This is a genomic window from Tardiphaga sp. (assembly GCF_028290785.1).
Taxonomy (GTDB): Bacteria; Pseudomonadota; Alphaproteobacteria; order Rhizobiales; family Xanthobacteraceae; genus Tardiphaga.
On the sequence record NZ_JAQGJD010000327.1, the window covers coordinates 1 to 23,166 of the forward strand.

Consider the following 23,166-nt stretch of genomic DNA (forward strand, 5'->3'; position numbering starts at 1 on the left):
GCCGATCTGGGGCACCGTCTGGTGGCTCTCGTCGGTGAACAGCAGGGCGTTCTCGGGCACGTACTCGAACAGGGTCGGCGGCTGCTCGCCGGGCAGCCGGCCGGAGAGATAGCGGCTGTAGTTCTCGATCCCGGCGCAGGAGCCGGTGGCCTCCATCATCTCCATGTCGAAGCGGGTGCGCTGCTCGAGGCGCTGGGCCTCCAGCAGCTTGCCGGTCTCGGTGAACCACTTCACCCGCTCCTCCATCTCGGCGCGGATGTGGTCGACGGCCTGTTTCAGGGTCGGGCGCGGGGTGACGTAGTGGCTGTTGGCGTAGATCTTCACCGCCGGCAGGTCGGCGGTCTTCCTGCCGGTCAGGGGGTCGAACTCGGTGATCGACTCCACCTCCTCGCCGAACAGGGAGACGCGCCAGGCGCGGTCCTCGTAGTGGGCGGGGAAGATCTCGATCGTGTCGCCGCGGCGGCGGAAGGTGCCGCGGGTGAAGGCCTGGTCGTTGCGCTTGTACTGCAGCGCCACCAGGTCGGCCATCAGCCGCCGCTCGTCCACCACCTCGCCGACCTCCAGGGCGAAGGTCATGGCGGTGTAGGTCTCCACCGAGCCGATGCCGTAGATGCACGACACCGAGGCGACGATGATGACGTCGTCGCGCTCCAGGATCGACCGCGTCGCCGAGTGGCGCAGCCGGTCGATCTGCTCGTTTATCGCCGAGTCCTTCTCGATGTAGGTGTCGGTGCGGGGGACGTAGGCCTCGGGCTGGTAGTAGTCGTAGTAGGAGACGAAATACTCCACCGCGTTGTGGGGGAAGAAGCTCTTGAACTCGCCGTAGAGCTGGGCGGCGAGGGTCTTGTTGGGGGCCATGATGATGGCCGGCCGCTGCACCGCCTCGATCACCTTGGCCATGGTGAAGGTCTTGCCCGAGCCGGTGACGCCGAGCAGCACCTGGGTGCGATCGTTGCGCGAGATGCCCTCGACAAGTTCCTTGATCGCGGTCGGCTGGTCGCCCTTCGGCTCGTATTCCGACTTGATGACGAACGGCACGCCGCCTTCGGACTTGTCGGGACGTGGCGGGCGGTGCGGCACCCAGATCTTGTCGTCCTTGAATTCCGGCCGGCCGTTGGTGACCAAAGCTTCCAGCGCATCGGCGGTGGCCTGCACGCCCAGCGCTTCCATCTTGTTGCGCGGCGGGCGGGCCAGCGCGGCGTTGTCCTCTTCCTCGGTCGTGAAGCCGAGCTGTTTCGCCAGTTCCGGATCCATCGCGGGGATCGCGGCCGAGGTGCCGTAGACGGCCTGCGGCGCTTCCTCAAAACCCTGCTCGCTGAGTCGCGGCGCGTAAGGCCCCGGCGGCTGCGGCATCGGCTGCAGCGGCGTGGGACGGGGACCGGCATCGCCTTCGAATTTCTTGGGTGTCGATTTGCGGGCGCGATGAATCGCGGCCTCGCCGCCGGAGCGACGTTCCAGCGAATTGCTCGGCGGCGGCTGCAGGCCAGTGCCGGAGCCCATGCCAGCGTCGCCGCGGTTGATCGCGGGATTCAGCAGTTCCGCCAGCGCCGGGCCGATCGGCTTGACGTCGGGCCGCCCCGCGCCGGGCTTCGCCGCCGGGGTTTTCGCGCGCTTCGGGGCCGTTTTCGCTGCAGTTTTCTTGGGGGTCTCGGGGGTTTTCGCCATGGCCCCAATATGGGGTCAATCGGCGCCCGAATAAAGGGTCCGGCGGTGTTACGCCGCGACGGTTTGTTGCGTCCGCAGCCGCCGCAGCGAGTCGGGCAGGCGCGCCTCGATCCAGCCGTCGATGGCGCGCTGCCGGCGATGATACACCAGCCCAAGCGCAATAATGCCGACGCCGATCAGCGACAGCGCGAACGGGAACAGCATCGAATCGGCGAACATTTTTTGCGCGAGATCGCCGAGATAGATCGCCAGGCCGATGGTTCCGAACACCGTGAACACCCGCCGTGCCAGCGCCACGCCGATGAACAGGAACCCGACATTCAGCGCGGCGTACAACGCCTTGTCGAGCGTGGTGCCGTTGGACGAGGCGGTAATGCCGCCCCAGAAGGTCAGCACGCCAAACAGGTACAGCCAGAATGCGAAATCGCCGCTGCGCTGGCGCAGGTTGACAACCACCGCCGCCACGACGATGCCGAGGCCGAACCAGATCGAGACTCTTCGCGAGGTTTCCCAGTTGCCGTAATCCGTCCCGGTGATCCACGGCACCACGTCCATCGACAGGAACCACAGCGCCACCGCCATGATGAAGACGATGAAGGGAAAGCGGTAGAACCACAGCGCCAGCATGGCCGCGGCGATGGTCGCAAGCTCCATGAACACGAAGCTGCCCTTGATCCATTGATAGAAATCGCGCATCGACGCCGGCTTGCCGAACTCGGTCCACAGCCCGTAGGCATCCTGCGCGCCGTAGACCGCGAGCGGGACCATCGAAACGGCGATCGCGATCAGCAGTCCGCCCGGCGTGCGCAACTGCTTCACCGTCCACAGATAGTGCCCGGCTGCCCCGAACAGCGCGCGGCATAGACCACGGCGGTGGCGGTCAGCGCCGGACCGCCCATTTTCGAGAATGCCAGCGTCGAGAACAGCCCCATCGCGCTGATTACCACCAGCGCGCCGGCGTACCACAGCAGGTGCACCACATCGAATTTCGGGCCGGCTGGCGGCGCTTCGGATGGCCGCGTGCCGAGGAATCCCAGCAGGGCTTCGAGTTGATCGGACGGAAGCACACCGGCCGCCGCAGCCGCGCGCAAATCTTCGGTCGAATATCGCATGCACGTTCTCCACGCGCCATTCGACGCCGCAACGGGGGTGAAGTCATGGACGACGGCGGCCGAAAGGTCGATGCCCCGCCGCGCCGTCACGAGCTTTGTCGGCTGAAGCGGCAGATGCGTTCAACGCGGACGCCGACGCTACACCAGCAGCTTGAGCAACGCCTTGCCGGCCGGCGTGGCCAGTTCCTTGGCGTCCAGCGTGCCGTCATTGTCCGGGTCGGCGGCGCGGAAGCGGGCCTCGACGATCGTCATGTATTCGTTCTTGTCGAGGGTGCCGTCCTTGTCGGGATCGGCGGCTGCGAATTCCTTGGCGCTGATCCGGCCGCGCAACTCCTTCGCATCCAGCGTGCCGTCCTTGTCGCGGTCGAGCTTGTCGAACAGCTTGGACGCGGCGGCCTTGGCTTCGGCCAGATCGACGGTGCCGTCCTTGTCGGGATCGAGCAGTTTGAGCTTTGATGCGGCCTCGGCGGGAACCAGCGCCGCCAACGGCAACGCGAGCGACAGCAGAACCGTGCGGCGTGTGGTCATGTTCATCTCCCTGAGCGTGTTATTGATCGCCATGATGCGTCAACCGGGTAGCGGGATCAACGGCAGATCGGGCGTCAGTTCCGGTCGCGGCCTTGCTTGACTCCGCCGCGCGTTCCGGTGAATTTCATGCAGCGGCATCTTTCGCGATGCCATTTTCATCACACCCGGGACGCCTGCGATGATTGATCTGTACTATTGGAGCACGCCGAACGGCCACAAGATCACGATCTTTCTGGAAGAGGCCGGGCTGCCCTACACGGTATTCCCGATCAACATCGGCAAGGGCGACCAGTTCAAGCCGGAATTCCTGGAAATTTCGCCGAATAACCGGATTCCGGCGATGGTCGATCATGAGCCGAAGGGCGGGACCAAGCCGATCTCGGTGTTCGAATCCGGCGCCATGCTGCTGTATCTCGCCGAGAAGACCGGCACGTTTCTGCCCGCCGATATCTACGGCCGCTATGACGCGATCCAGTGGGTGTTCTGGCAGATGGGCGGGCTCGGGCCGATGGCCGGGCAGAACCACCACTTCTCGAACTACGCGCAGGAAAAAATCACCTACGCCATCGACCGCTATGTCAACGAGACCAACCGATTGTACGGCGTGCTCAACAAGCGTCTCGCCGACCGCGAATTCATCGCCGGCGACTATTCGATCGCCGACATGGCGAGCTATCCCTGGATCGTTCCCTACAAGAACCAGAGCCAGGACATCAACGATTTCCCGCATTTGAAGCGCTGGCTCGAAACCATCGCTGCGCGGCCGGCGGTGCAGCGCGCTTATGCCAAGGCCAAGGAAGTCAATCCGAACTTTGGCCAGCCCGCGATTCGCACCGACGCGGAGCGCAAGCTGCTGTTCGGCCAGACTGCCGCCGTCGTGAAGGGCTGATCATGGCGCGCCAACTGTTCGAACTGGTCGGCACCGACGAGGATCGTCCGTTCAGCCCGTATTGCTGGCGCACCCGGATGGCGCTGGCGCACAAGCAGCTGGGCGCCGAGTCGATCCCGTGGCGCTTCACCGAGCGTGAGGCGATCGCGCAGCACAAGTCCGAAAAGGTGCCGGTGCTGATCGATGGCGAACACACCGTATCGGATTCCTGGGCCATCGCGAACCATCTCGAGGATAGCTATCCCGACCGTCCGTCGCTGTTCGGTGGCGATGGCGGCCGCGCCATGGGCCGGATGCTGAACTGGTGGGGCGATACCGTGGTGATCGCCGGCATTTTTCCGATGATCGTCGCGGATATCCACGCCCATCTGCGGCCGGTGGATCAGGCTTATTTCCGCGAGAGCCGGGAAGCGCGTTTCGGCAAGACGCTGGAAGAGGTCGCGGCCGACCGCGACGCGCGCGTCACCGGTTTTCGCAAGTCGCTCGATCCGATGCGGCTGACGCTGAAGACTCAGCCGTTCCTCGGCGGCAATGCGGCGAACTATGCCGACTACATCGTATTCGGCGGCTTCCAGTGGGCGCGGGCGATCAGCCCGTTCCAACTGCTGGCGCCAGACGACGCGATCTATGCCTGGCGCGAGAAGATGCTCGACGCCTTCGACGGCATGGCGCGCCGCGCGCCGGGATATGCGGTGTAGCGCGCGGGGCTTTCCACGAGTCGTCCCCGCGTAAGCGGGGACCCATAGCCTCCGTCACGTGTGACGAGCATGGGGTGGTTGCCATTCCGCAACGACAGGCTCGGAGGTTATGGATCCCGGATCTGCGCTTACTGACGCTCACTTGTCCGGGATGACTGCGGAAATGGATTCGCGCTTGCCGTATCGGTAATCGAGACCGCGGCGAGACGGCACGCGCTGGTGGAACTCGCCGGCCAGGCGGAGCCGCTGCGGCGCAACTCCGCGCGATTCGCGCACGCAACGGGTTCCGTCGCGCCGAGGCGGCGATCGTAACTCAGGGCGCGCGGGCGAACGGTGCGTGGCTGAGAAATTCTTCACAGATATTGTCTAAGACGGTATGTTCACACGGTCTGTCTCTCCGCCAAGGTCTTCATGTCCGATTCGTCCGCCGATCTCGACGACAACGCCAAGATGTTCGATCTCGCGCCGGTCTCGCTATGGATCGAAGATTACAGTGACGTGAAGGCGCTGTTCGAGCAGTGGCAGGCGCAGGGCGTCGATGACGTCGAGACCTATCTGCTCGCCAATCCCGAGCGGGTCCGCGAATGTTCGCAGCGCATCCGGATCATCAAGGTCAACCGCAAGACGCTGGCGCTGTTCGGCGCCCGCGATCTCGACCATCTGACGGTCAGTCTCCCTCTCGTGATACGCGACGACACCTTCAAGAGCCACGTCTCGGAGCTGGCGCAGCTGTGGAGCGGGCAGACCCATTTTTCCAGCCACACCGTCAACTATACACTGGCCGGCGAGCGGCTCGACATTCAGCTTCACGGCACCGTGCTGCCCGGCCATGAAGCGCGCTGGGACCGCGTCATGATCGCCATCGAGGACGTGACCGAGCGGGAGGGCGCGCGGCGCCGCCTCGCCGAGAGCGAGGATTACGCGTTCGGCCTGTTCGCGCATTCGCCGGTGTCATTGTGGGTGGAAGATTTCAGCGGTGTGAAAGGCCTGCTCGACGAGCTGCGCGTTCGCGGCATCGAGGATTTCCGCGTTTTCACGAATGTGCATGAAGAATTCGTCGCCCGTTGCATGAGCGAAATCCGCGTGCTCGATGTCAACGCGCGGACCCTCGAGCTGTTCGCCGCGCCCGACAAGGAGACGCTGCTGCGCAGTCTCTCGGACGTGTTCCGCGACGAGATGGAGCCGCATTTCCGCGAGCAGCTTATCGATCTGTGGGACGGCAAGCTGTTCCAGCAGCGCGAAGTGGTGAACTACGCGCTCGATGGCACCAAGCTGCATTTGTTGCTGCAGTTCTCGGTGCTGCCGAACCATGAACGCGACTGGTCGCTGGTGCAGGTCGCGCTGACCGACATCACCGCGCGCAAGAAGGCCGAGGCCTATCTGGAATATCTCGGCACCCACGACGTGCTGACGCGCACCTTCAACCGCTCGTTCTATGCCGACGAGCTGAACCGGATCGAGCGCAAGGGCACCCACCCGGTCAGCATCATCATCGCCGACCTCAACGGGTTGAAGACCGCCAACGATGCGCTCGGCCACAGTGTCGGCGACGCGCTGCTGCGCCGGGCCGGCGAAGTGTTCGGCTCGCTGGTGGAGAAGCCCGCGTCGGTCGCGCGCATCGGCGGCGACGAGTTCGCGGTGCTGTTGCCTGGCACCGACGAGACTGGCGGCGAAGCGGTGCTGGCGACGCTGGCGGAACTCATCGCGGTCAACAACCAGTACTATCCCGATTTCGAACTGAGCCTGTCCATCGGGATCGCCACCAGCCGGCCGGGCGAACGACTGGAGCAGGTGGTGAAGCGCGCCGACATGCGAATGCTGCAGGCCAAGCGGCTATACTACAGCGAAGCCGAACGCGACCGCCGCGACGCCGCAGACGCGTGAGATTCGCACGGCGCGCCGGGAACGATACGTTCAAGGGCGGGTTAAGCGACCTCATTCAGAGGATCGCCAATGACCACCAACGACAAGCCTTCCGCTCGATCGTCGCCGACGCGCCGGGACATCGTGAGCGGTGCCGGTGTCGGCCTTGTCGGCGTGGCGGCCTCCGTCAATTCCACCCGTGCACAAGGAAGCCCGCCGATGGCCGCCCAGCAACTGCAGGATCCCCGCACCAAATATCCGCGTCCGCCCTACAAGAAACAGTCGCAGCCATGGCCCGGGCTCGCCAGCCAGATGGATCCGCGGCCCGACCACGGCGAGACCAGCTACCGCGGCTCCGGCCGTCTGGCCGGACGCAAGGCGCTGATCACCGGCGGCGATTCCGGCATGGGCCGCGCCGCGGCGATCGCCTATGCGCGCGAAGGCGCCGACGTCGCCATCAACTATCTGCCCGACGAAGAGCCTGACGCCCGCGAAGTCATTGCGCTGATCGAGGCCGAGGGCCGCATCGCGGTCGCGATTCCCGGCGACCTGCGCTCCGAGGCGTTTTGCCAGGAGATGGTCGCAAAAGCCGTGCAGGGGCTCGGTGGCCTCGACATCGTCGTCAACAATGCCGCACGACAGCAGACCTGCGCCTCGATCATGGACATCACGTCGGAAGATTTCGACGCCACCATGAAGACCAACATCTACGCGCCGTTCTGGACCATTAAGGCGGCGTTGCCGCATCTCAAGCCGGGTTCGGCGATCATCGGCACCTCGTCCGAACAGGCGACGGACCCCTCCGCCGAGCTCTACGACTACGCGCAGACCAAGGCGGCAACCACCAACTACGTGAGGTCGCTGGCCAAGCAATTGGCGCCGAAAGGCATCCGCGTCAATGCCGTGGCGCCGGGCCCGATCTGGACGCCGCTGCAAGTCTCCGGCGGCGCTACGATGGAGAAGCTGGAGAAGTTCGGCAGCATGACGCCGCTCGGCCGCGCCGGACAACCCGCCGAGCTTGGCTCGATCTACGTGCAACTCGCCGCCGCCGACGCCAGCTACGCCACCGGGCAGGTCTACGGTGCGGCCGGCGGTTCGGGACAGCCGTAAGCGACCGCGGCTGACTCGGGTCACATCAAAGAAGAAGTCTAATCCGGAGCAGCCATCGCTGCCTTCTTCCGCAGACATTCCCGGCACAGGCAATCCCCGCCCGCCGTCGGCATCGGTAGCTTCGCCGTCTCTTCCATGCACCAGCAATCGCCCGACAGGTCGCAGCCGAACTCGGTGCCGCATTCGGCGCAGGCGAGCCGGCGGCTGACCGGGACGGCGATTTCTGTCCGATTTGTCATGCTGCCAGCCAAATTTTAACCGGGATTTTCATGCAAGGTTCATGGCTTCCGACCGTATAGTCGCCGTTAGCGAGCATACAGTCCGGCCGATGCAAGGGAAACCCGATGGCCCGCGATCCGCAAGGCGCCCTTGTCGCGCTCAACCGCTTCGGCTTCGGCGCCCGCGGCGGCGCCTCCGGCGATATCGTCAATGCGGCGTCGGATCCGCGAGGCTTCGTCAAGGCCGAGTTGAGCCGCCCGAACGGCGTTTTGCTGGAACTGCCAGGGCTGCAATCGACCCCGGAGCTCGGCCAGGCGCTGTTCGCCTATCAGCTCGAAGCCAAGGCCGCGCGCGACGCGGCGGCGAAGGTGGTCGCGATGGCGCCGCCGGAGGCTGCGCCGGCGATGGACGCCAAACCCGACATGACCGCCGGCAATACCGTGATGACGGTGCAGCCGGATGCACCGAAACCGCCGGTCGTTCCGCCGCCGCCGCTCAACGTCGTGCAAAAAGTGTTTCGCGCGGAATCGCTGGCGCGGATCCAGCGGGCCACCATCGTCGATTGCGGCTTCACCGAGCGGCTGGTGACGTTCTGGTCGAACCATTTCTGCATTTCCGCCAACAAGGGCGAACCGGCGCGGATCTGGGCCGGCTCGTTCGAGCGCGAGGCGATCCGCCCCTTCGTGCTCGGCCGCTTCAGCGACATGCTGCGCGCCGTCGAGCAGCATCCGGCGATGCTGTTCTTTCTCGACAACCAGCAGTCGATCGGCCCGTCGTCGAAGGCCGGGCAGAACGGCAAGCGCGGCCTCAACGAGAACCTCGCGCGCGAGATCATGGAGCTGCATACGCTCGGCGTCGGCTCCGGCTATTCGCAGGGCGACGTCACCACGCTGGCGCGCATCATCACCGGCTGGACCTTTGCGGGCCGCGAAGGAAAGATCGGCGTGCCCGGCAGTTTTGCATTCAACGCCAATGCCCATGAGCCGGGCGCGCAGGTGCTGCTCGGCAAGAGCTATGACGATACCGGCGTGACCCAGGGCGAGGCGGCGCTGGCCGACATCGCGCGGCAGCCCGCGACCGCCAGATTCATCGCGACCAAATTCGCGCAGCACTTTGTTGCCGACGCGCCGCCGCCGGCGCTGGTGGCTAAGCTGGAGGCCGTGTTCAAAAAAACCGACGGCGACCTCAAGGCGCTGTCGCTGGCGCTTGTCGATTCCGACGAGGCGTGGACCGCGCCGCTCACCAAGATGCGCAGCCCCTACGAATACCTGATCGCCACCGGCCGCGTGCTGGCGCGGATTCCCGACGATCCCAACCGCTATATCGGCAGCCTCAACATGCTCGGCCAGCCGCTGTGGTCGCCGCCGGGGCCAAACGGCTTTGCCGACAGCAACGCCGCCTGGGCCGCTCCCGAAGGCATGAAGCTGCGGCTCGATATCGCGGCGCAGATCTCGGCACGGATCGCCGACAGCATCGATGCCCGCGAACTGCTCGACGTCATCGCCGGCGAGGCTGCGTCGTCCGAGACCCGCAACACCATCGCGCGCGCGGAAACGCGGCAGCAGGCGCTGGCACTGCTGCTGATGTCGCCGGAATTCCAGAGGAGATGACGATGGATTGCGAAAGCCGGACAGCGCCGCTCGCCACCCGCCGCTCCCTGTTACTTGGCGGCGCGGCCTTCGCCGCATGGGCCTATATTCCGAAATTCGCCCGTGCGGCGGACGCGCGCGATCCTCGCCTGATCGTCGTGATCCTGCGCGGCGCGCTGGACGGCCTCGCCACCGTGGCGCCGATCGGCGATCCCGATTACGTCGGCCTGCACGGCTCGATCGCGCTGGCCAAGGACGGCGCGCATCCCGCGTTGATGCTGGACTCGTTCTTCGGCCTGCATCCGGCGATGCCGGAATTTTCCCGCATGTACCGCGAGAAAAAAGCCGCGGTGGTACATGCGGTGGCGACGTCGTATCGCGAGCGCTCGCATTTCGACGGCCAGGATACGCTGGAGAGCGGCTTTCCCGGTCCCGGCCGGGTGCAGTCCGGCTGGCTCAACCGCGCCATCGAGGCGTTGCCTCGCGGCGAGCGAGTGTCCTCCGGCCTCGCCATCGGCCCTACCACGCCGCTGATCCTGCGCGGCAGTGCGCCGACGGTCGGCTGGGCGCCGGTCAACCTGCCGACCGCAGCGGACGACACCGCGATGCGGCTGATCGAACTCTACCGCAACCGCGATCCCGCGCTCGGCGTGGCACTGTCGCAGGGTTTGCAACTCGACAAGATCGCCAAAGGCGACGCCATGAAGCCGGCGCCCGGCGTCAAGGTGACGGCGATGCAGCAGGTGGCGCGAGGCGCGGCGAAGCTGATGGCCGCGGATGACGGCCCGCGCGTGGCGGCGCTGGCCTTCGACGGCTGGGATACCCATGCGCAGGAAGGCGGCCCGGTCGGCCGCCTCGCGCAATTGCTCGGCGGGCTCGACAATGCGCTGGCCGAATTCGAGACCGGCCTCGGCCCGCACTGGCGCGACACCGTCGTCGTGGTCGCCACCGAATTCGGCCGCACGGCAAAAATCAACGGCACCGACGGCACCGATCACGGCACCGGCACGGTGGCGCTGCTGGCAGGCGGCGCGGTGCAGGGCGGCCGGGTGATCTCGGACTGGCCGGGCCTGAAGCCGGCCAACCTGTTCGAGGCCCGCGACCTCGCGCCGACCACCGATCTGCGCGCGATCCTGAAAGGCGTGCTGCACGATCATTTGGGTCTCGGCGAACGCGCGCTGGCCGAGCGGGTGTTTCCGGACAGCGGAATGGTGAAGCCGGCGAAGGGGTTGGTAGGGTAGTTCGCTCACTGCGGCGCGACACCTTGCCATACGCTCCGTGTCGTCCCCGCGAAGGCGGGGACCCATAGCCGCTGTCGTCATGTGGCTCACGAAACATAGTGGCCAGCATCGTGGCTTCGCAGCCAACGCCTGAGGTTATGGATCCCCGCTTTCGCGGGGACGACAGCATCAGGCGTCTTGCGAAGGACTACCTCAGCGAAATCGCCAGCCCGCTCAGATCGGCGTTGACCATCAGCCCGGTCTGCCGGCCTGACAGTTCGAGCACGGCGCCCTTCTCATTGGCCAGCACGATGGCGCTGACGCCGCGGCCGATCGCGGCACCCGCGCCGCCGGCGCCGTAGACGCCCGCCACATCGGACGGTTGGTTGATACGGCTGACCCGGCCGGACAAATAGGTCTGCGACGCGCCGAACACCAGGCCGGCGCTTAAGCCCCCGATCGACAGCGGATACTGGCGGCCGCGAAACGTCAGCGTGCCCGAACCGCCCGACGCGCCGATGAACCAGCCGCCCTTCAGCACCGAGATCCGGATCGTGCCGCTGTCGGCACGGGCGGCGGTGGCGCCGAGGCTGGCGATGGCAATCGTGGCGGCGACGAGGGCGGTGCGAAGCGAGGAGCGGGCCATGGGATGTCCTTGGGTGAGATGAGTCGCGTGATGGCCGCAGTGTCGGAGAAAAGCGCCGCGGGGTCCATGGTAGTAGGTTGTAGGGAGGATTAGCGGAAGGCGTAATCCGCCGATGCATCGCGGCGAAACGGCGGATTGTGCTGCGCTAATCCGGCGTACGAACTTTCACTTCCCGAGATGCGCCGCCACCCATAGCGCGTAGCCGATCATGCCGAGCGCGGGAATGGCATAGAGCAGCGTGCCCCAGATCGCCCATTTCATCGTCGCCGGCCGCAATGCCGCGGCATTGCTGCGCGCCGGTTGCGCGGCCAGCGGTTCGTCCATCTTCAAGATATCGGACATGACTTCCTCCCAAACTTTTATTTTGAGGGAAGCTGTCATATCGCCTGCCGACTCACAAGCCGGCAAAGGCGCTCGGACTATCCAAGCGAAGTCCGCGCTGCGGAATTTATGCGGCCTGCGTGATGGTATCGATCTCCGCCATGTCCTGCGCGCTGATCGCCCACTCGATGGCTTTTACGTTCTGCTCGATCTGCTCGACGCGCGTGGCGCCGGCGATCACGCTGGAGACCTGCGGCCGGGCCGCGAGCCAGGAGAAGGCGAGTTCGAGCATGGTGTGGCCGCGTGCTTTCACGAACGCCTCGAGCTTTTCGACGATCGCCTCGTTGCGCGGCGTCACATAGCGATCGCGCAATGCCGGCGACTTCGCGAAGCGGGTGTCGGCCGGCGCAGCAGTGCCGCGGACATACTTGCCGGTGAGCAGGCCAGAGGCCAGCGGGAAGAATGGCAGCAGGCCGAGGTTGAAATGCTGCGCCGCCGGCAGCAGGTCCTTCTCGATGTCGCGCACGACAAGGCTGTATTCGTCCTGACACGACACGAACGGGCTGACATGGATGCCGCGCGCGGTCATCTCGGCTTCGGCAAGGCGCCAGGCCGGGAAATTGGAGTTGCCGATGTAGCGCACCTTGCCCTGGCGCACGAGGTCGTCGAGCGCGCGCAGCGTCTCCTCGATGGGCGTCAGCGGGTCGAAGTCGTGCTGCTGGTACAGGTCGATGTAATCGGTGTTGAGCCGCTTCAGGCTGGCTTCCACCGCGCTCATGATGTAGCGCCGCGACGCGCCCTGCTTGCTGCCGTCGGTGGCCATCGGCTTGCAGAATTTGGTCGCCAGCACGATGTCCTTGCGGCGGTCGCCGAGCACCTGGCCGAGCACGGTCTCGGAGCCGCCCATGCCGGCATAGATGTCGGCGGTGTCGAACAAAGTGATGCCGAGGTCGATCGCCTTGTGGATCACCTTTCGCGAGGTTTCCAGGTCAGTGCGCTGGCCGAAGTTGTTGCAGCCGAGGCCGACGGCGGAGACGCGCAGGCCGGAGCCGCCGAGATTGCGAATTTGCATGATGGAACCCTGTCAGAACATAGCGTTGAACCGCGTTATGGCGCGCGTGCCGCGGCGCGACAAGGCGCGGTGCGTCATGGCGGCTGCGCGCGGCGTTCAGGCGATGGCGGGCAGGGTTTCTGCGGCGGGTGCGGGAGCGGGCAAGCCTGCGGCCTGCTTCGCCGCGCCGGCGCGTAACGCCGCGGTGGTCATGCGCCGCACCGCGGCTTCGGCGTCGCGCGCGATCTTCTTGCGGTCGGCGCTCATGTCATAGGCGACGGCTTCGCCCCAGGTCACGGTGATGTCGATGGCGCCGGCGGCCAGCACGCCGATGAAATGCGGGATCAGATCGAGGTCGCCGTACCACGCCACATGGTCGCGCAGCGCGCGGCCGACCGGTAGGCCGCCGAAGCCGACATAGGCCAGCGACAGCGGCTGCACCGTGATCTGGGTGTGATGGCTGGACTCGCCCAGCGCGTGATGCACCGCGCCGATCAGCGCCGAGCGAAACGGCAGGATGCGGATGCCGTCGCTGGAAGTGCCCTCGGCGAACAGCACCACGGCGTCGCCACCGAGCAGGCGGTCGCCGATTTCCTGCGTTGCGGCGCCGGTCTTCTGCCGGCGCTCGCGCTCGATGAAGATGGTCCGCTGCAGTTTGGCGAGCCAGCCGAACACCGGCCAGCTGGCGACCTCGCTCTTGGCGACGAACGCCACCGGCCCGAGCGCGCCGATCACGCAGATGTCGAGCCACGACACGTGGTTCGACAGGATCAGCACCGGCGTGTCCCGGGTGCGTCGGCCGATCTCGCGGATTCGCACGCCGGCCAGCGCGCAGAACACGCGGTGAAACAGCAGCGGAATGCGTTGCTGCCAGCGCCAGCCGAACGCCAGCGCGATCAGCTGGAACGGGGCCAGCAGCAGCGTGAGCATGGCGACGGCGAGCAGGGCGGCGACGAAGCGGATCATGCCGGTGTTATATCCGATGCCGCCCCGCCAAGGCAAAGTAGAGCGCAAAAAAAGGCGGCCCCTGCCAGGGTGGCAACTGACGGGGACCGCTTCAAACATCCAGACTGCGACGGGGGAAGCGACCGGATGCAGCCGCAAGTTAGCCCCGGCGCATTACACGGAAGTGACAGCTACACTTATCCACAGCCTACTCGGCGGCGTGCAGGTGGCCGCCGGCGAACACGTCGCCACCCTCTCGCAACGCCAGATAGTAGTCGCGGTTGGCCATGTCGTCGTTATAGCGCACCAGGTCGGTGACCGGGGTGTAGCTCAACATCCGGCCGCCGTCCGGCAGCGCGGTGCAGTTGAGCCGCAGCACCTGGCCGCTGCGCAGCCGCAGCGTGACCGGCGCGGCGTCGCCGGCGCGGATCGCCTCGACGCGACGGGCAATGAAGCCATCGACCTCGTCGTCGGGCAGGTCATAAGCGTGGGTATCGCGGCCGTGATACATCAGCGCGATCAGCGGCAGCTTGCTGTCGGCCTTGTCGTCGGGCAGCGTGAAGTAGCGCCGGTACGCGCCGTTGATGAATTCGGCGCGGGTGTCGGCATTGAGCAGCACTACGCCGATGTCGATACGATCAAGCGCCGCCGACAGCCGTTCGGCGACGGCGTAATGCGCGCGCTCCCTGGCGCGGGCGGCTTGCCGCCTGCGCCAGAGCCAGCCGAAGGCGGCCAGAGCGAACAAGGCCAACGCGGTCGCGACGACGGGATCCTGAAGTATTCGCGAATCGAATGGCATGGGCCATACCCGGGTTCAGACAAGGGTAGACCCGCAGCTTGGCCGTTGGTTGCGCGATAGCCCACAGCTTCCAGGTGGCATCGTGAACACGAGGTTGATGGAATCGGGTGGATTTCCGTCGATTCGGCTGGAAATGCTGTCGGTCGCGCCTGGAACCGCTGCCCGCGCCGTCAGTTACCGACGCGTTTGCAAACACGCCAAAGGATGACCATGCCGTTTACCATTCCCCCGCTGCTGCTGCCGATCCTGATGCTGTTCGCCTCCAACGTGTTCATGACCTTCGCCTGGTATGGCCATCTGAAGTTCAAAGGCAGTTCGCTGGTGCTGGTCATCATGGTGAGCTGGGGCATCGCCTTCTTCGAATACTGGCTGGCGGTGCCGGCCAACCGCTGGGGCAGCGAGGTCTACAATGCAGCCCAGCTGAAAACGATGCAGGAGGTCATCACGCTGGTGGTGTTCGCCGCCTTCTCGGTCCTGTACCTGAAAGAGCCGCTCGGCTGGAACCACGCGATCGGCTTTGCGTTCATCGCGGCAGGCGCGTTCTTCATCTTTCACAAGTGGTCGTGATCACGGCGGTGTGCGTGGCGAGCCGCCTTCTACTTCGCCGGCGTCACGCGAAGTACCCGTCCCGCCGAACTGTCGGTCAGCAGCCATAGCGCGCCGTCGGGACCTTGCCTGACGTCGCGGATGCGCTCGTTCAAATTTTGCAACAAGCGCTCTTCCCCCGTCACCGCATTGCCGTTGAGCGACAGTCGCACCAGCATCTGGCCGGCAAGCGCGCCGGTGAACAGGCTGCCGCGCCATTTCGGAAACAGCGCGCCGGTGTAGAACGTCATGCCGGAAGGCGCGATCGACGGCACCCAGGCCTTGATCGGCTGCTCCATGCCGGCTTTCGCCGTGCTCTCGTGAATCTTTGCGCCGGAATAGTCGATGCCGAAGCCGATCACCGGCCAGCCGTAATTCTTGCCGGGGCCGATGATGTTGACCTCGTCGCCGCCGCGCGGGCCGTGCTCGATTTCCCACAACTCGCCCGACGCCGGGTTGATCGCGAGGCCCTGTTCGTTGCGGTGGCCGTAGCTCCAGATCTCAGGCTTGGCGCCGTCGCGGCCGACGAATGGATTGTCTTTCGGCACGGTGCCATCAGGGGCAATGCGGATCAGCTTGCCCAGGTGATTGCCGAGGTTCTGCGCCTCGTCGCGGTAGCTGAAATGCTCGCCGAGGCTGACGAACAGGTTGCCGTCGCTGGCCTGCACGATGCGGCAGCCGTAGTGGTTGCCGGACGATAGCGGGCCGTCCTGGCGGAAGATCACCTTGACATCGGTGAGGCCGGGCGCTGCGCCATCGACGAGTTTGGCGCGCGCCACCGCGGTGCGTCCGCCGTTGCCGCTGCGTTCGGAATAGCAAAAGTAGATGGTGGCGTTAGCCGCGAAGCCGCTGTCGGTAATGACGTCGAGCAGGCCGCCCTGACCTGAAGCCCAGACCGCCGGCACGTCCTTCAGCGGCGGCGACAGCTGGCCCTGCGGCGTGACCAGCCGCATCCGTCCGGGGCGCTCGGTCACCAGCATGCGGCCATCCGGCAGGAACGCCAGCGACCACGGATTGACCAGGCCGCCGGCGACCGTCTGCACCTCGAGCTGTCCCGCGGACGAGTCGAACGCGGTGTTATCGCCGCGCGAAGATGTGGCGATCAGAAACGTTGCAGTCACGACGATCGCCGCTGTCAGCGACGCGGTGACCCAAACCACCGGCGACTTCATTAGGTTGGCTCCATCACGGAGGCGTTGCGCGCGCGATGCCTGTCATCGCGGGCCGTCGTTGCGGGAAGGGGGAACGGTCAGAGCGGCAGCGGCATGGCTATCGATACCCGGATCGTCAGCACCGTGAGCGTGACGATCAGGCAGAGCGACAGGCAGCCGACCGCGAGCGTCGCGGCGACGGCATTGGTCAGGCGGGTGGAAGCAGCGGGAGCAGGGCGCGCCTCGAAACCTGCAACTACGCGAAGCGACCGGATCATGGCCGTAAATCCTTCAAATCGCGGACGAATCACCCGCTACTCACGATTTTGCAGGACTAGCAGGCAGGATTTAGGCGGAATGGATGCAACTATGGCGGGATGATGGCTTGATTGCCCTTTATGCCCGCTATTTCAGGGATTATGCCCCGGCGGCTACGTCCAAAGTATCGAATTCGCCGGAGGTCGGGTGCCAGTCCATGGCGACAAAACCTTCCTGGGATTCGACCCGGCGCAGCCAGCGGCGCACCGAGGGAAAGGTCTCCAGGTCGAAATCGCACTGGTGCGCGACGTGGGTGTAGCCGTACAGCGCGATGTCGGCGATCGTCAGTTGGCCGGCGGCGAAGAAATCGTGGGTCTTGAGGTGGTCTTCCATCACCTGGAGCGCCGCGTAGCCGCGCTCCATCCAGTCTTCCAGCGCATGGGTCTGCAGGTCGCGACCGCCGCGCACCAGCGACAGCCAGAAATACGCCGCGCCGATGTTCGGCTCCAGCGCGTGCTGCTCGAAGAACATCCACTGCAGCGCTTCAGCGCGGTCCATGCGGGATTCCGGCGCCAGCGAGGTGCCGATCGCGACGTACCACAGAATGGCATTGGATTCGGCGAGGTAGCGGCCGTCGGCGACCTCGAGCAGCGGCACCTGCCCGCTCGGATTCTTGGCGAGGAATTCGGGCGTGCGGCTTTCGCCACGGAGAATGTCGATCTCGATGGCGCGGTACGGCGCTTCCAGAAACGCCAGCGCAAGGCGAACCTTGTAGCTGTTGCCGGAGCGCTGCATCGAATAGAGCTTGTACATTCGCGATCGGTCGATTCATGGTGCAAGAGCGGATGCCGCGTGTGCTTTTTCGCCAGCAAGGCGCCCAAACAATGATGCCGATGGCCGCGCGTCGCAAGCCCTCGAAACTGGAAAAAGTCGAAAACCCCTGTCGCCTCGCGGCGGCGTGAAAAATCATGCTTGCGGGCGTGTGACGCGCTTGCATCCGCGCGCGCGTGCGCCGCGCCAACCGAGCGACCCTCGGGGCCGATCGGCGATCCCGCGATGAGATTCGCTAAAAACTGCAGCATCACGCACTTGTTTGGGGCTCTCCTTCTTGCGATGCAGCGTCATGGGCCTTAGGGTGCGCCGATCCCAGCAGGATCACCCACATTCAGGAGTCGCGGGCTAAGGCTTGCGGCGTTGCAAGGAGATGATGATGTCGTTTTTGTCCGCTGCGCTCGACCGTGTGAAGCCGTCCGCGACCATCGCGGTGACGGACAAAGCACGTGCGCTGAAAGCAGCCGGGCGCAACGTCATCGGTCTCGGTTCGGGTGAGCCCGACTTCGACACCCCGGCCAACATCAAGCTCGCGGCGATCCACGCGATCGAGGCCGGCAAGACCAAGTACACCGCGGTCGATGGCATCCCCGAGCTGAAGGAAGCCATCATCGCCAAGTTTCAGCGCGAGAACGGCCTGACCTACAAGCCGAACCAGATCATCGTCGGCACCGGCGGCAAGCAGGTGCTTTACAACGCGCTGATGGCGACGCTGAATCCGGGCGACGAGGTCATCATCCCGGCGCCGTACTGGGTCAGCTATCCCGAAATGGTGGCGCTGGCCGGCGGCACGCCGGTATCGGTGATCTGCACGGCGGAGTTCGGCTTCAAGCTGCAGGCTTCCGCGCTGGAAGCCGCGATCACGCCGAAAACCAAGTGGATCATCCTGTGCTCGCCGTCGAACCCGACCGGCGCTGCCTACTCGCGGGCCGAGTTGAAGGCGCTCACCGACGTGCTGGTCAAGCATCCGCATGTCTGGGTGATGACCGACGATATGTATGAGCATCTGGTCTATGACGATTTCGTGTTCACCACCCCGGCGCAGATCGAACCCAAATTGTACGATCGCACGCTGACGGTGAACGGCGTGTCCAAGGCCTATTGCATGACCGGCTGGCGCATCGGTTATGCCGGCGGACCGGCCGAACTGATCAAGGCGATGGCGACCATCCAATCGCAGTCGACGTCGAACCCGTCGTCGATCGCGCAGTGGGCGGCCGTGGAAGCGCTGAATGGTCCGCAGGACTTCATCCCGGCCAACAATGCGGTGTTCAAAGAGCGCCGCGACCTGGTGGTAGCGATGCTGAACCAGGCCAAGGGCATCGATTGTCCGCGGCCGGAAGGCGCGTTCTACGTCTATCCGTCCTGCGCCGGCACCATCGGCAAGACCGCGCCCTCGGGCAAGGTGCTGGAGAACGACGAAGACTTCGTCACCGAGTTGCTGGAGACCGAAGGCGTCGCCGTGGTGCAGGGGTCGGCGTTCGGCCTCGGCCCCGCATTTCGTATTTCCTACGCAACCAAAACCTCGGACCTCGAAGACGCCTGCAACCGCATCCAGCGCTTCTGCGGCAACCTTCGATAAGTCAAATCGAATAACGTCAAAAATTTGCGACCTTTTGACGCCATCTTGAAGCCAGCGCCTTGTTTTGAACACGGCGCTTCCTTCCTGTGCCCTCGTAATTCAAATCCAAAAAGGCGGAGTATCTCTATGCGACTTTCTAAAATGTTCGGCATCGCGACTGTTGCCCTGGTTGCCTCGTTCGCATCCGCGAACGCGCAGCAGGGCGTTCGCGTCGGCGTGCTTGAGTGCACCGGCGGCCAGAACGTCAGCTTCGTGGTCGGTTCGAACGCAACCCTGAACTGCGTCTTCCAGAGCGAAGGCGGCCGTGCAGAGGGCTATGTCGCCAACATTCACCGCTTCGGTCTCGACCTCGGCTTCACCCAGAACACCACCGTGCAGTGGACCGCCTTCGCGCCGAACGCCCGCGTTCCCCGCGGCGGCCTCGCTGGTACCTACGGCGGCGTCGGCTCCAACGCGTCGGTCGGCATCGGCTTCGGCGGCAACTTCCTGCTCGGCGGCAACGGCAACCAGTACACCCTGCAGCCGATCAGCGTTCAGGGCCAGACCGGCCTGAACGTCGCGGCCGGCATCGTCAACCTCGACCTGACCCCCGCCGCTCCGGTGCGTGGCCGTCGTCACGTCCGTCACCATCGCCGTCACCACTAATCTCGGCGACAATGCTACTGAAAAGGCCCGCGCAAGCGGGCCTTTTTTGCGTCCGGATCAAGCGCGTCGTTGTCATTCACCGGTATCATTGGCTATGGATAGTCGGGTGACGTCGTTGTTCGATCGTTGCTCGCAAGATCCGCATCACACCGATCATCCGGAGATTACGCTATGAGCCGCCTTTCGCTCTTCCTCGGCATTGCCGCGACGTCCCTGACAATCCTCAGTATCCCGGCGCAGGCGCAGCAGCCGGTACAGCTCGGCGTGCTGAACTGCCGCGGCGGCGCCAGCGTCGGCTTCATCGTCGGTTCGGTCACCAATCTCGGCTGCGTGCTGACCGGCACCGGCCGTCCGGATCAGCCCTACGTTGCTACCGTGCGCAAGGTCGGCATCGATCTTGGCATCACCGAGCAAACCGCGCTGTCCTGGGCGGTGTTCGCGCCGGTGAACTATTCCGGCCCGGGCGATCTGTCCGGCAACTATGCCGGCGCGCAGGGCTCGGCCTCGTTCGGCGTCGGCCTCGGCGCCAACGTGCTGGTCGGCGGTTCGCAGAACTCGATCGCGCTGCAGCCGCTCAGCCTGCAAGGCTCCACTGGCCTCAACGTCGCCGCCGGGCTGGAAAGCCTCGAGCTGCGTCCGGGACGGTAAGCTCTTCGTAGGGCGGATTAGCCGAAGGCGTAATCCGCCGCCAAATGCGTCGGCGGATTACGCTGCGCTAATCCGCCCTACGATCTGCAAGCGCCCCCGCAGCGCAGCAACGTTTCCATCTTGCCAAATATCCGGACCGGGCGGACCATTGCGTGCCGACCCAATCACGGGCCGAGCTCCAGATCAGGAGGCGGCAATGGGACACGACGTGAGAAGTCCCCGCGGTCCCCAGGGCGATGCAGCCCGGCGCAACGCGCCCCGGTGCATCGCTTTGGTGGGCCCTTTCCAGAGCGGAAAAACCACCCTTCTTGAAGCCATCCTGGCCCGCACCGGGGCCATCCCGAGGGCCGGCAGCGTCGATGCCGGGACCAGTACCGGAGACGCCAGCGCCGAGGCCCGCCGTCACAAGATGGGCGTCAGCCTGACCTCCGCCGCCACCACCTTCATGGGCGACAGCTACACCTTCATCGATTGTCCCGGCTCCGTGGAATTCGCCCACGACATGCGCGCGGCGCTGCCGGCGGTCGATGCGGCGGTAGTGGTCTGCGAGGCCGACGAGCGCAAGCTGCCGCAACTGCAACTGATCCTGCGCGAACTCGAAGACCTCGGCATTCCCCGCTTCCTGTTTCTCAACAAGATCGACCGCGCCAACAAGCGCATCCGCGAGACGCTGGACACGTTGCAGCCGGCGTCGCGGATTCCGCTGGTGCTGCGCCAGATCCCGATCTGGAGCGGCGAGCAGATCGCCGGCTTCGTCGATCTCGCGCTGGAACGTGCCTTCGTCTATCGCGAGCACAAGGCTTCAGAAGTGATCGCGCTCGATGGCGGCGACCTCGCCCGCGAGAAGGAAGCCCGCTTCTCGATGCTGGAAAAACTCGCCGATCACGACGACGCGCTGATGGAGCAACTGCTCGACGACATCATCCCGCCCTCCGACCTGGTGTTCGACGATCTCGCGCGCGAGTTGCGCGACGGGCTGATCTGCCCGGTACTGCTTGGCTCCGCGCTGCGTGAAAACGGCGTGCTGCGGCTGCTGAAGGCCTTGCGTCACGAGGCGCCCGGCGTCGCTGAAACCGCGAAGCGGTTGGGCGTGCCTTCGGGCAACGATGCGCTGGCTTACGTGATCAAGACCACCCATCTGCAGCACGGCGGCAAGCTGTCGCTGGCGCGCGTGCTATCGGGTTATCTCGACGACGGCGCCACGCTGCAGTCCGCCGCCGGCGAAAGCGGCCGGGTCTCCGGCATTCTTGCAGTGGGCGGCGGCCATGACAGCAAGCGGCCATCGGCCGAGGCTGGCGACACCGTGGCGCTCGGCAAGCTCGACCACATCCGGACCGGCGACACGCTGTCATCCGGCAAGGCCGTGCCCGCGGCGCTGGCGCAGGTAGTGCCCGCCGCACCGGTGCTGTCGCTGGCGCTGGCCGCTGCCGATCGCAAGGACGACGTCAAGCTCGGCCAGGCTTTGCAGCGGCTGAGCGAGGAAGATCCGTCGCTGAGCGTGGTCAACAATATCAAGACCCATGACGTGGTGCTGTGGGGGCAGGGCGAGATGCACCTGCGGGTGGCGCTGGAGCGGCTGCAGGAGCGCTTTGGCGTCCACGTGAAATCGCAGCCGCCGGTGATCGGTTATCAGGAAACCATCCGCGCGCCGGTGGTGCAGCGCGGCCGGCACAAGAAGCAGTCCGGCGGCCACGGCCAGTTCGGCGACGTCGTGTTGGAGGTGCGCCCGTTGCCGCGCGGCGAGGGTTTTGCATTCCAGGACAAGGTGGTCGGCGGCGCGGTGCCGCGCAACTACATTCCGGCGGTGCAGGAGGGCGTCGTCGATGGCCTGCTGCGCGGCCCGCTTGGCTTCCCGGTGATCGATGTCCAGGTCACGCTGACCGACGGCTCGTTCCACACCGTCGATTCGTCCGACCAGGCATTCCGCACCGCGGCGCGGATCGGCGTCAACGAGGCGCTGCCGCAGTGCCAGCCGGTGCTGCTGGAACCGATCCATGTGGTGGAGATCGTCTGCCCCAACGAGGCCACCGCCAAGGTCAACGCCATCCTGTCCGGCCGGCGCGGACAGATCCTGGGCTTCGACACCCGGGACAACTGGCCGGGCTGGGACACGGTCCGCGCCATGCTGCCGGAGGCGGAGATCGGCGACCTGATCGTCGAACTGCGCTCCGCCACCGCCGGCGCCGGCAGCTTCACGCGCAGCTACGACCACATGGCCGAAGTCACCGGCCGCGCTGCAGACCAGATCATCGCCGCGCACCGCGTCGCGGCGTGATCAGCCGAGCTTGCGTGCCGCCTTGCGCAGATCCGCATTGATACGGGTCTGCCAGCCGCTGCCGGTCTTGCGATAGGCGGCAAGAACATCGTGATCGAGCCGCAGCTTGACCGCCTCCTTGGGATGGTCCAGCGGCGGACGGCCGCGCTTGATAATGGTGTCGCCATGGCGAATTTCGGCGCGGTCGAGCATCTCTTCGGTGAGTTCAGGCGCTTCGTCGTATTCGCCTGCCGTGATGCGATGAGCATCAACCCTGGCCAAATCGCTTTTGATAGATCTTTTTTTCGCGGGCATTGCACTTCCTCATCGACATCACATGCCGCGCTTCGCCGCGCGGCGTCCAGACCACCATCACCATCCGGTCTGCTAAAAATCCGACCGTCTGATAGCGGGACTCGCCGTAATCGCGACGACTGTCTTCGATGGTGATCGTCGGTCCCGCAAAGACGATCGCAGCGTCAGCGAAGTTCAGGCCCCGGTCATCGAGAGCCGCCTGACGTTTGGCCGGATCGAAGGTAATTCTCACGTTATTAAGT

The 23,166-nt window shown here is 65.4% G+C and carries 23 protein-coding genes and 2 pseudogenes; 11 read left to right on the forward strand and 14 right to left on the reverse strand.

The window, feature by feature from the left end:
* The 3 genes and pseudogenes from JWR89_RS20740 to JWR89_RS20750 form a co-directional block, all read right to left on the reverse strand.
* Positions 1-1,665, reverse strand: a 1,665-nt coding sequence (locus JWR89_RS20740) for a DEAD/DEAH box helicase family protein (protein ID WP_299719629.1), incomplete at its 3' end; no start/stop codon positions are given.
* Positions 1,666-1,713: 48 nt separating this feature from the next.
* Positions 1,714-2,777: pseudogene (locus JWR89_RS20745) on the reverse strand (hypothetical protein).
* A 138-nt stretch (positions 2,778-2,915) separates the two neighbouring features.
* Positions 2,916-3,305, reverse strand: a complete 390-nt coding sequence (locus JWR89_RS20750) for an EF-hand domain-containing protein (RefSeq protein WP_299719631.1) — start codon at positions 3,303-3,305, stop codon at positions 2,916-2,918.
* Between the two features lie 178 nt (positions 3,306-3,483).
* Between JWR89_RS20750 and JWR89_RS20755 the strand changes: the two genes are divergently transcribed.
* The 4 genes from JWR89_RS20755 (at position 3,484) to JWR89_RS20770 (ending at position 7,865) form a co-directional block, all read left to right on the forward strand.
* Positions 3,484-4,194 carry a glutathione binding-like protein gene (locus JWR89_RS20755; RefSeq protein ID WP_299719633.1) on the forward strand — a complete coding sequence of 237 codons (711 nt, stop codon included), beginning with the start codon at positions 3,484-3,486 and terminating at the stop codon, positions 4,192-4,194.
* 2 nt (positions 4,195-4,196) lie between these two features.
* Complete coding sequence (locus tag JWR89_RS20760; RefSeq protein WP_299719636.1) at positions 4,197-4,892, forward strand: glutathione S-transferase family protein; 696 nt, start codon at positions 4,197-4,199, stop codon at positions 4,890-4,892.
* A gap of 411 nt (positions 4,893-5,303) precedes the next feature.
* Positions 5,304-6,776 carry a GGDEF domain-containing protein gene (locus JWR89_RS20765; protein WP_299719638.1) on the forward strand — a complete coding sequence of 491 codons (1,473 nt, stop codon included), beginning with the start codon at positions 5,304-5,306 and terminating at the stop codon, positions 6,774-6,776.
* Between the two features lie 198 nt (positions 6,777-6,974).
* A complete protein-coding gene (locus JWR89_RS20770) occupies positions 6,975-7,865 on the forward strand; it encodes an SDR family oxidoreductase (protein ID WP_299719714.1) in 891 nt (296 codons plus the stop codon).
* Between the two features lie 38 nt (positions 7,866-7,903).
* Here the strand turns inward: JWR89_RS20770 and JWR89_RS20775 are convergent, their stop codons facing one another.
* Complete coding sequence (locus JWR89_RS20775) at positions 7,904-8,104, reverse strand: hypothetical protein (protein WP_299719640.1); 201 nt, start codon at positions 8,102-8,104, stop codon at positions 7,904-7,906.
* 105 nt (positions 8,105-8,209) lie between these two features.
* Between JWR89_RS20775 and JWR89_RS20780 the strand changes: the two genes are divergently transcribed.
* Both JWR89_RS20780 and JWR89_RS20785 read left to right on the forward strand, forming a co-directional pair.
* On the forward strand, positions 8,210-9,694 hold the full coding sequence (locus JWR89_RS20780; RefSeq protein WP_299719642.1) for a DUF1800 family protein: 1,485 nt from the start codon (positions 8,210-8,212) through the stop codon (positions 9,692-9,694).
* Complete coding sequence (locus tag JWR89_RS20785; RefSeq protein ID WP_299719644.1) at positions 9,691-10,914, forward strand: DUF1501 domain-containing protein; 1,224 nt, start codon at positions 9,691-9,693, stop codon at positions 10,912-10,914. Before JWR89_RS20780 ends, JWR89_RS20785 begins: the two co-directional genes overlap by 4 nt.
* 187 nt (positions 10,915-11,101) lie before the next feature.
* Here JWR89_RS20785 and JWR89_RS20790 read toward each other — a convergent pair whose 3' ends face one another.
* From JWR89_RS20790 to JWR89_RS20810, 5 genes and pseudogenes are all read right to left on the reverse strand, one after another.
* Complete coding sequence (locus tag JWR89_RS20790; RefSeq protein WP_299719647.1) at positions 11,102-11,539, reverse strand: hypothetical protein; 438 nt, start codon at positions 11,537-11,539, stop codon at positions 11,102-11,104.
* A 165-nt stretch (positions 11,540-11,704) separates the two neighbouring features.
* Entirely contained in the window at positions 11,705-11,881 is a 177-nt protein-coding gene (locus tag JWR89_RS20795; protein WP_299719650.1) for a hypothetical protein, read from the reverse strand.
* A 106-nt stretch (positions 11,882-11,987) separates the two neighbouring features.
* Entirely contained in the window at positions 11,988-12,932 is a 945-nt protein-coding gene (locus tag JWR89_RS20800) for an aldo/keto reductase (protein WP_299719653.1), read from the reverse strand.
* Positions 12,933-13,028: 96 nt separating this feature from the next.
* Positions 13,029-13,877, reverse strand: coding sequence for a lysophospholipid acyltransferase family protein (locus JWR89_RS20805; RefSeq protein ID WP_299719656.1), 849 nt, complete (start codon positions 13,875-13,877; stop codon positions 13,029-13,031).
* A gap of 187 nt (positions 13,878-14,064) precedes the next feature.
* Positions 14,065-14,547, reverse strand: a pseudogene (locus JWR89_RS20810) (PAS-domain containing protein); the annotation flags it as partial.
* Between the two features lie 318 nt (positions 14,548-14,865).
* On the opposite strand from JWR89_RS20810, the gene JWR89_RS20815 reads away from it, so the two are divergent.
* Positions 14,866-15,222 (forward strand): DMT family protein, encoded by a 357-nt coding sequence (locus JWR89_RS20815; RefSeq protein WP_299719661.1) that lies wholly within the window; start codon positions 14,866-14,868, stop codon positions 15,220-15,222.
* Positions 15,223-15,251: 29 nt separating this feature from the next.
* Here the strand turns inward: JWR89_RS20815 and JWR89_RS20820 are convergent, their stop codons facing one another.
* The 3 genes from JWR89_RS20820 to JWR89_RS20830 all read right to left on the reverse strand — a co-directional run bounded on the left by JWR89_RS20820 (position 15,252) and on the right by JWR89_RS20830 (position 17,462).
* Positions 15,252-16,412, reverse strand: a complete 1,161-nt coding sequence (locus JWR89_RS20820) for a PQQ-dependent sugar dehydrogenase (RefSeq protein WP_299719664.1) — start codon at positions 16,410-16,412, stop codon at positions 15,252-15,254.
* A 77-nt stretch (positions 16,413-16,489) separates the two neighbouring features.
* Positions 16,490-16,669, reverse strand: coding sequence for a hypothetical protein (locus JWR89_RS20825; RefSeq protein ID WP_299719667.1), 180 nt, complete (start codon positions 16,667-16,669; stop codon positions 16,490-16,492).
* A gap of 139 nt (positions 16,670-16,808) precedes the next feature.
* Positions 16,809-17,462 (reverse strand): glutathione S-transferase family protein, encoded by a 654-nt coding sequence (locus tag JWR89_RS20830; RefSeq protein WP_299719670.1) that lies wholly within the window; start codon positions 17,460-17,462, stop codon positions 16,809-16,811.
* A 397-nt stretch (positions 17,463-17,859) separates the two neighbouring features.
* Here JWR89_RS20830 and JWR89_RS20835 point away from each other — a divergent pair, with 397 nt between their 5' ends.
* The 4 genes from JWR89_RS20835 to JWR89_RS20850 all read left to right on the forward strand — a co-directional run bounded on the left by JWR89_RS20835 (position 17,860) and on the right by JWR89_RS20850 (position 22,630).
* Entirely contained in the window at positions 17,860-19,062 is a 1,203-nt protein-coding gene (locus JWR89_RS20835) for a pyridoxal phosphate-dependent aminotransferase (RefSeq protein WP_299719673.1), read from the forward strand.
* Positions 19,063-19,188: 126 nt separating this feature from the next.
* Positions 19,189-19,707: a DUF992 domain-containing protein gene (locus JWR89_RS20840; RefSeq protein WP_299719676.1), complete on the forward strand. Its 519-nt coding sequence runs from the start codon at positions 19,189-19,191 to the stop codon at positions 19,705-19,707.
* A 171-nt stretch (positions 19,708-19,878) separates the two neighbouring features.
* Positions 19,879-20,355: a DUF992 domain-containing protein gene (locus tag JWR89_RS20845; RefSeq protein WP_299719679.1), complete on the forward strand. Its 477-nt coding sequence runs from the start codon at positions 19,879-19,881 to the stop codon at positions 20,353-20,355.
* A 196-nt stretch (positions 20,356-20,551) separates the two neighbouring features.
* Positions 20,552-22,630, forward strand: a complete 2,079-nt coding sequence (locus JWR89_RS20850) for an elongation factor G (RefSeq protein ID WP_299719682.1) — start codon at positions 20,552-20,554, stop codon at positions 22,628-22,630.
* On the opposite strand, the gene JWR89_RS20855 is transcribed toward JWR89_RS20850, so the two are convergent.
* Positions 22,631-22,891, reverse strand: coding sequence for a BrnA antitoxin family protein (locus JWR89_RS20855; protein WP_299719685.1), 261 nt, complete (start codon positions 22,889-22,891; stop codon positions 22,631-22,633).
* Positions 22,878-23,156 (reverse strand): BrnT family toxin, encoded by a 279-nt coding sequence (locus JWR89_RS20860; RefSeq protein ID WP_299719687.1) that lies wholly within the window; start codon positions 23,154-23,156, stop codon positions 22,878-22,880. The genes JWR89_RS20855 and JWR89_RS20860 overlap by 14 nt, the downstream gene beginning before the upstream one ends.
* Positions 23,157-23,166: the final 10 nt, after the last annotated feature.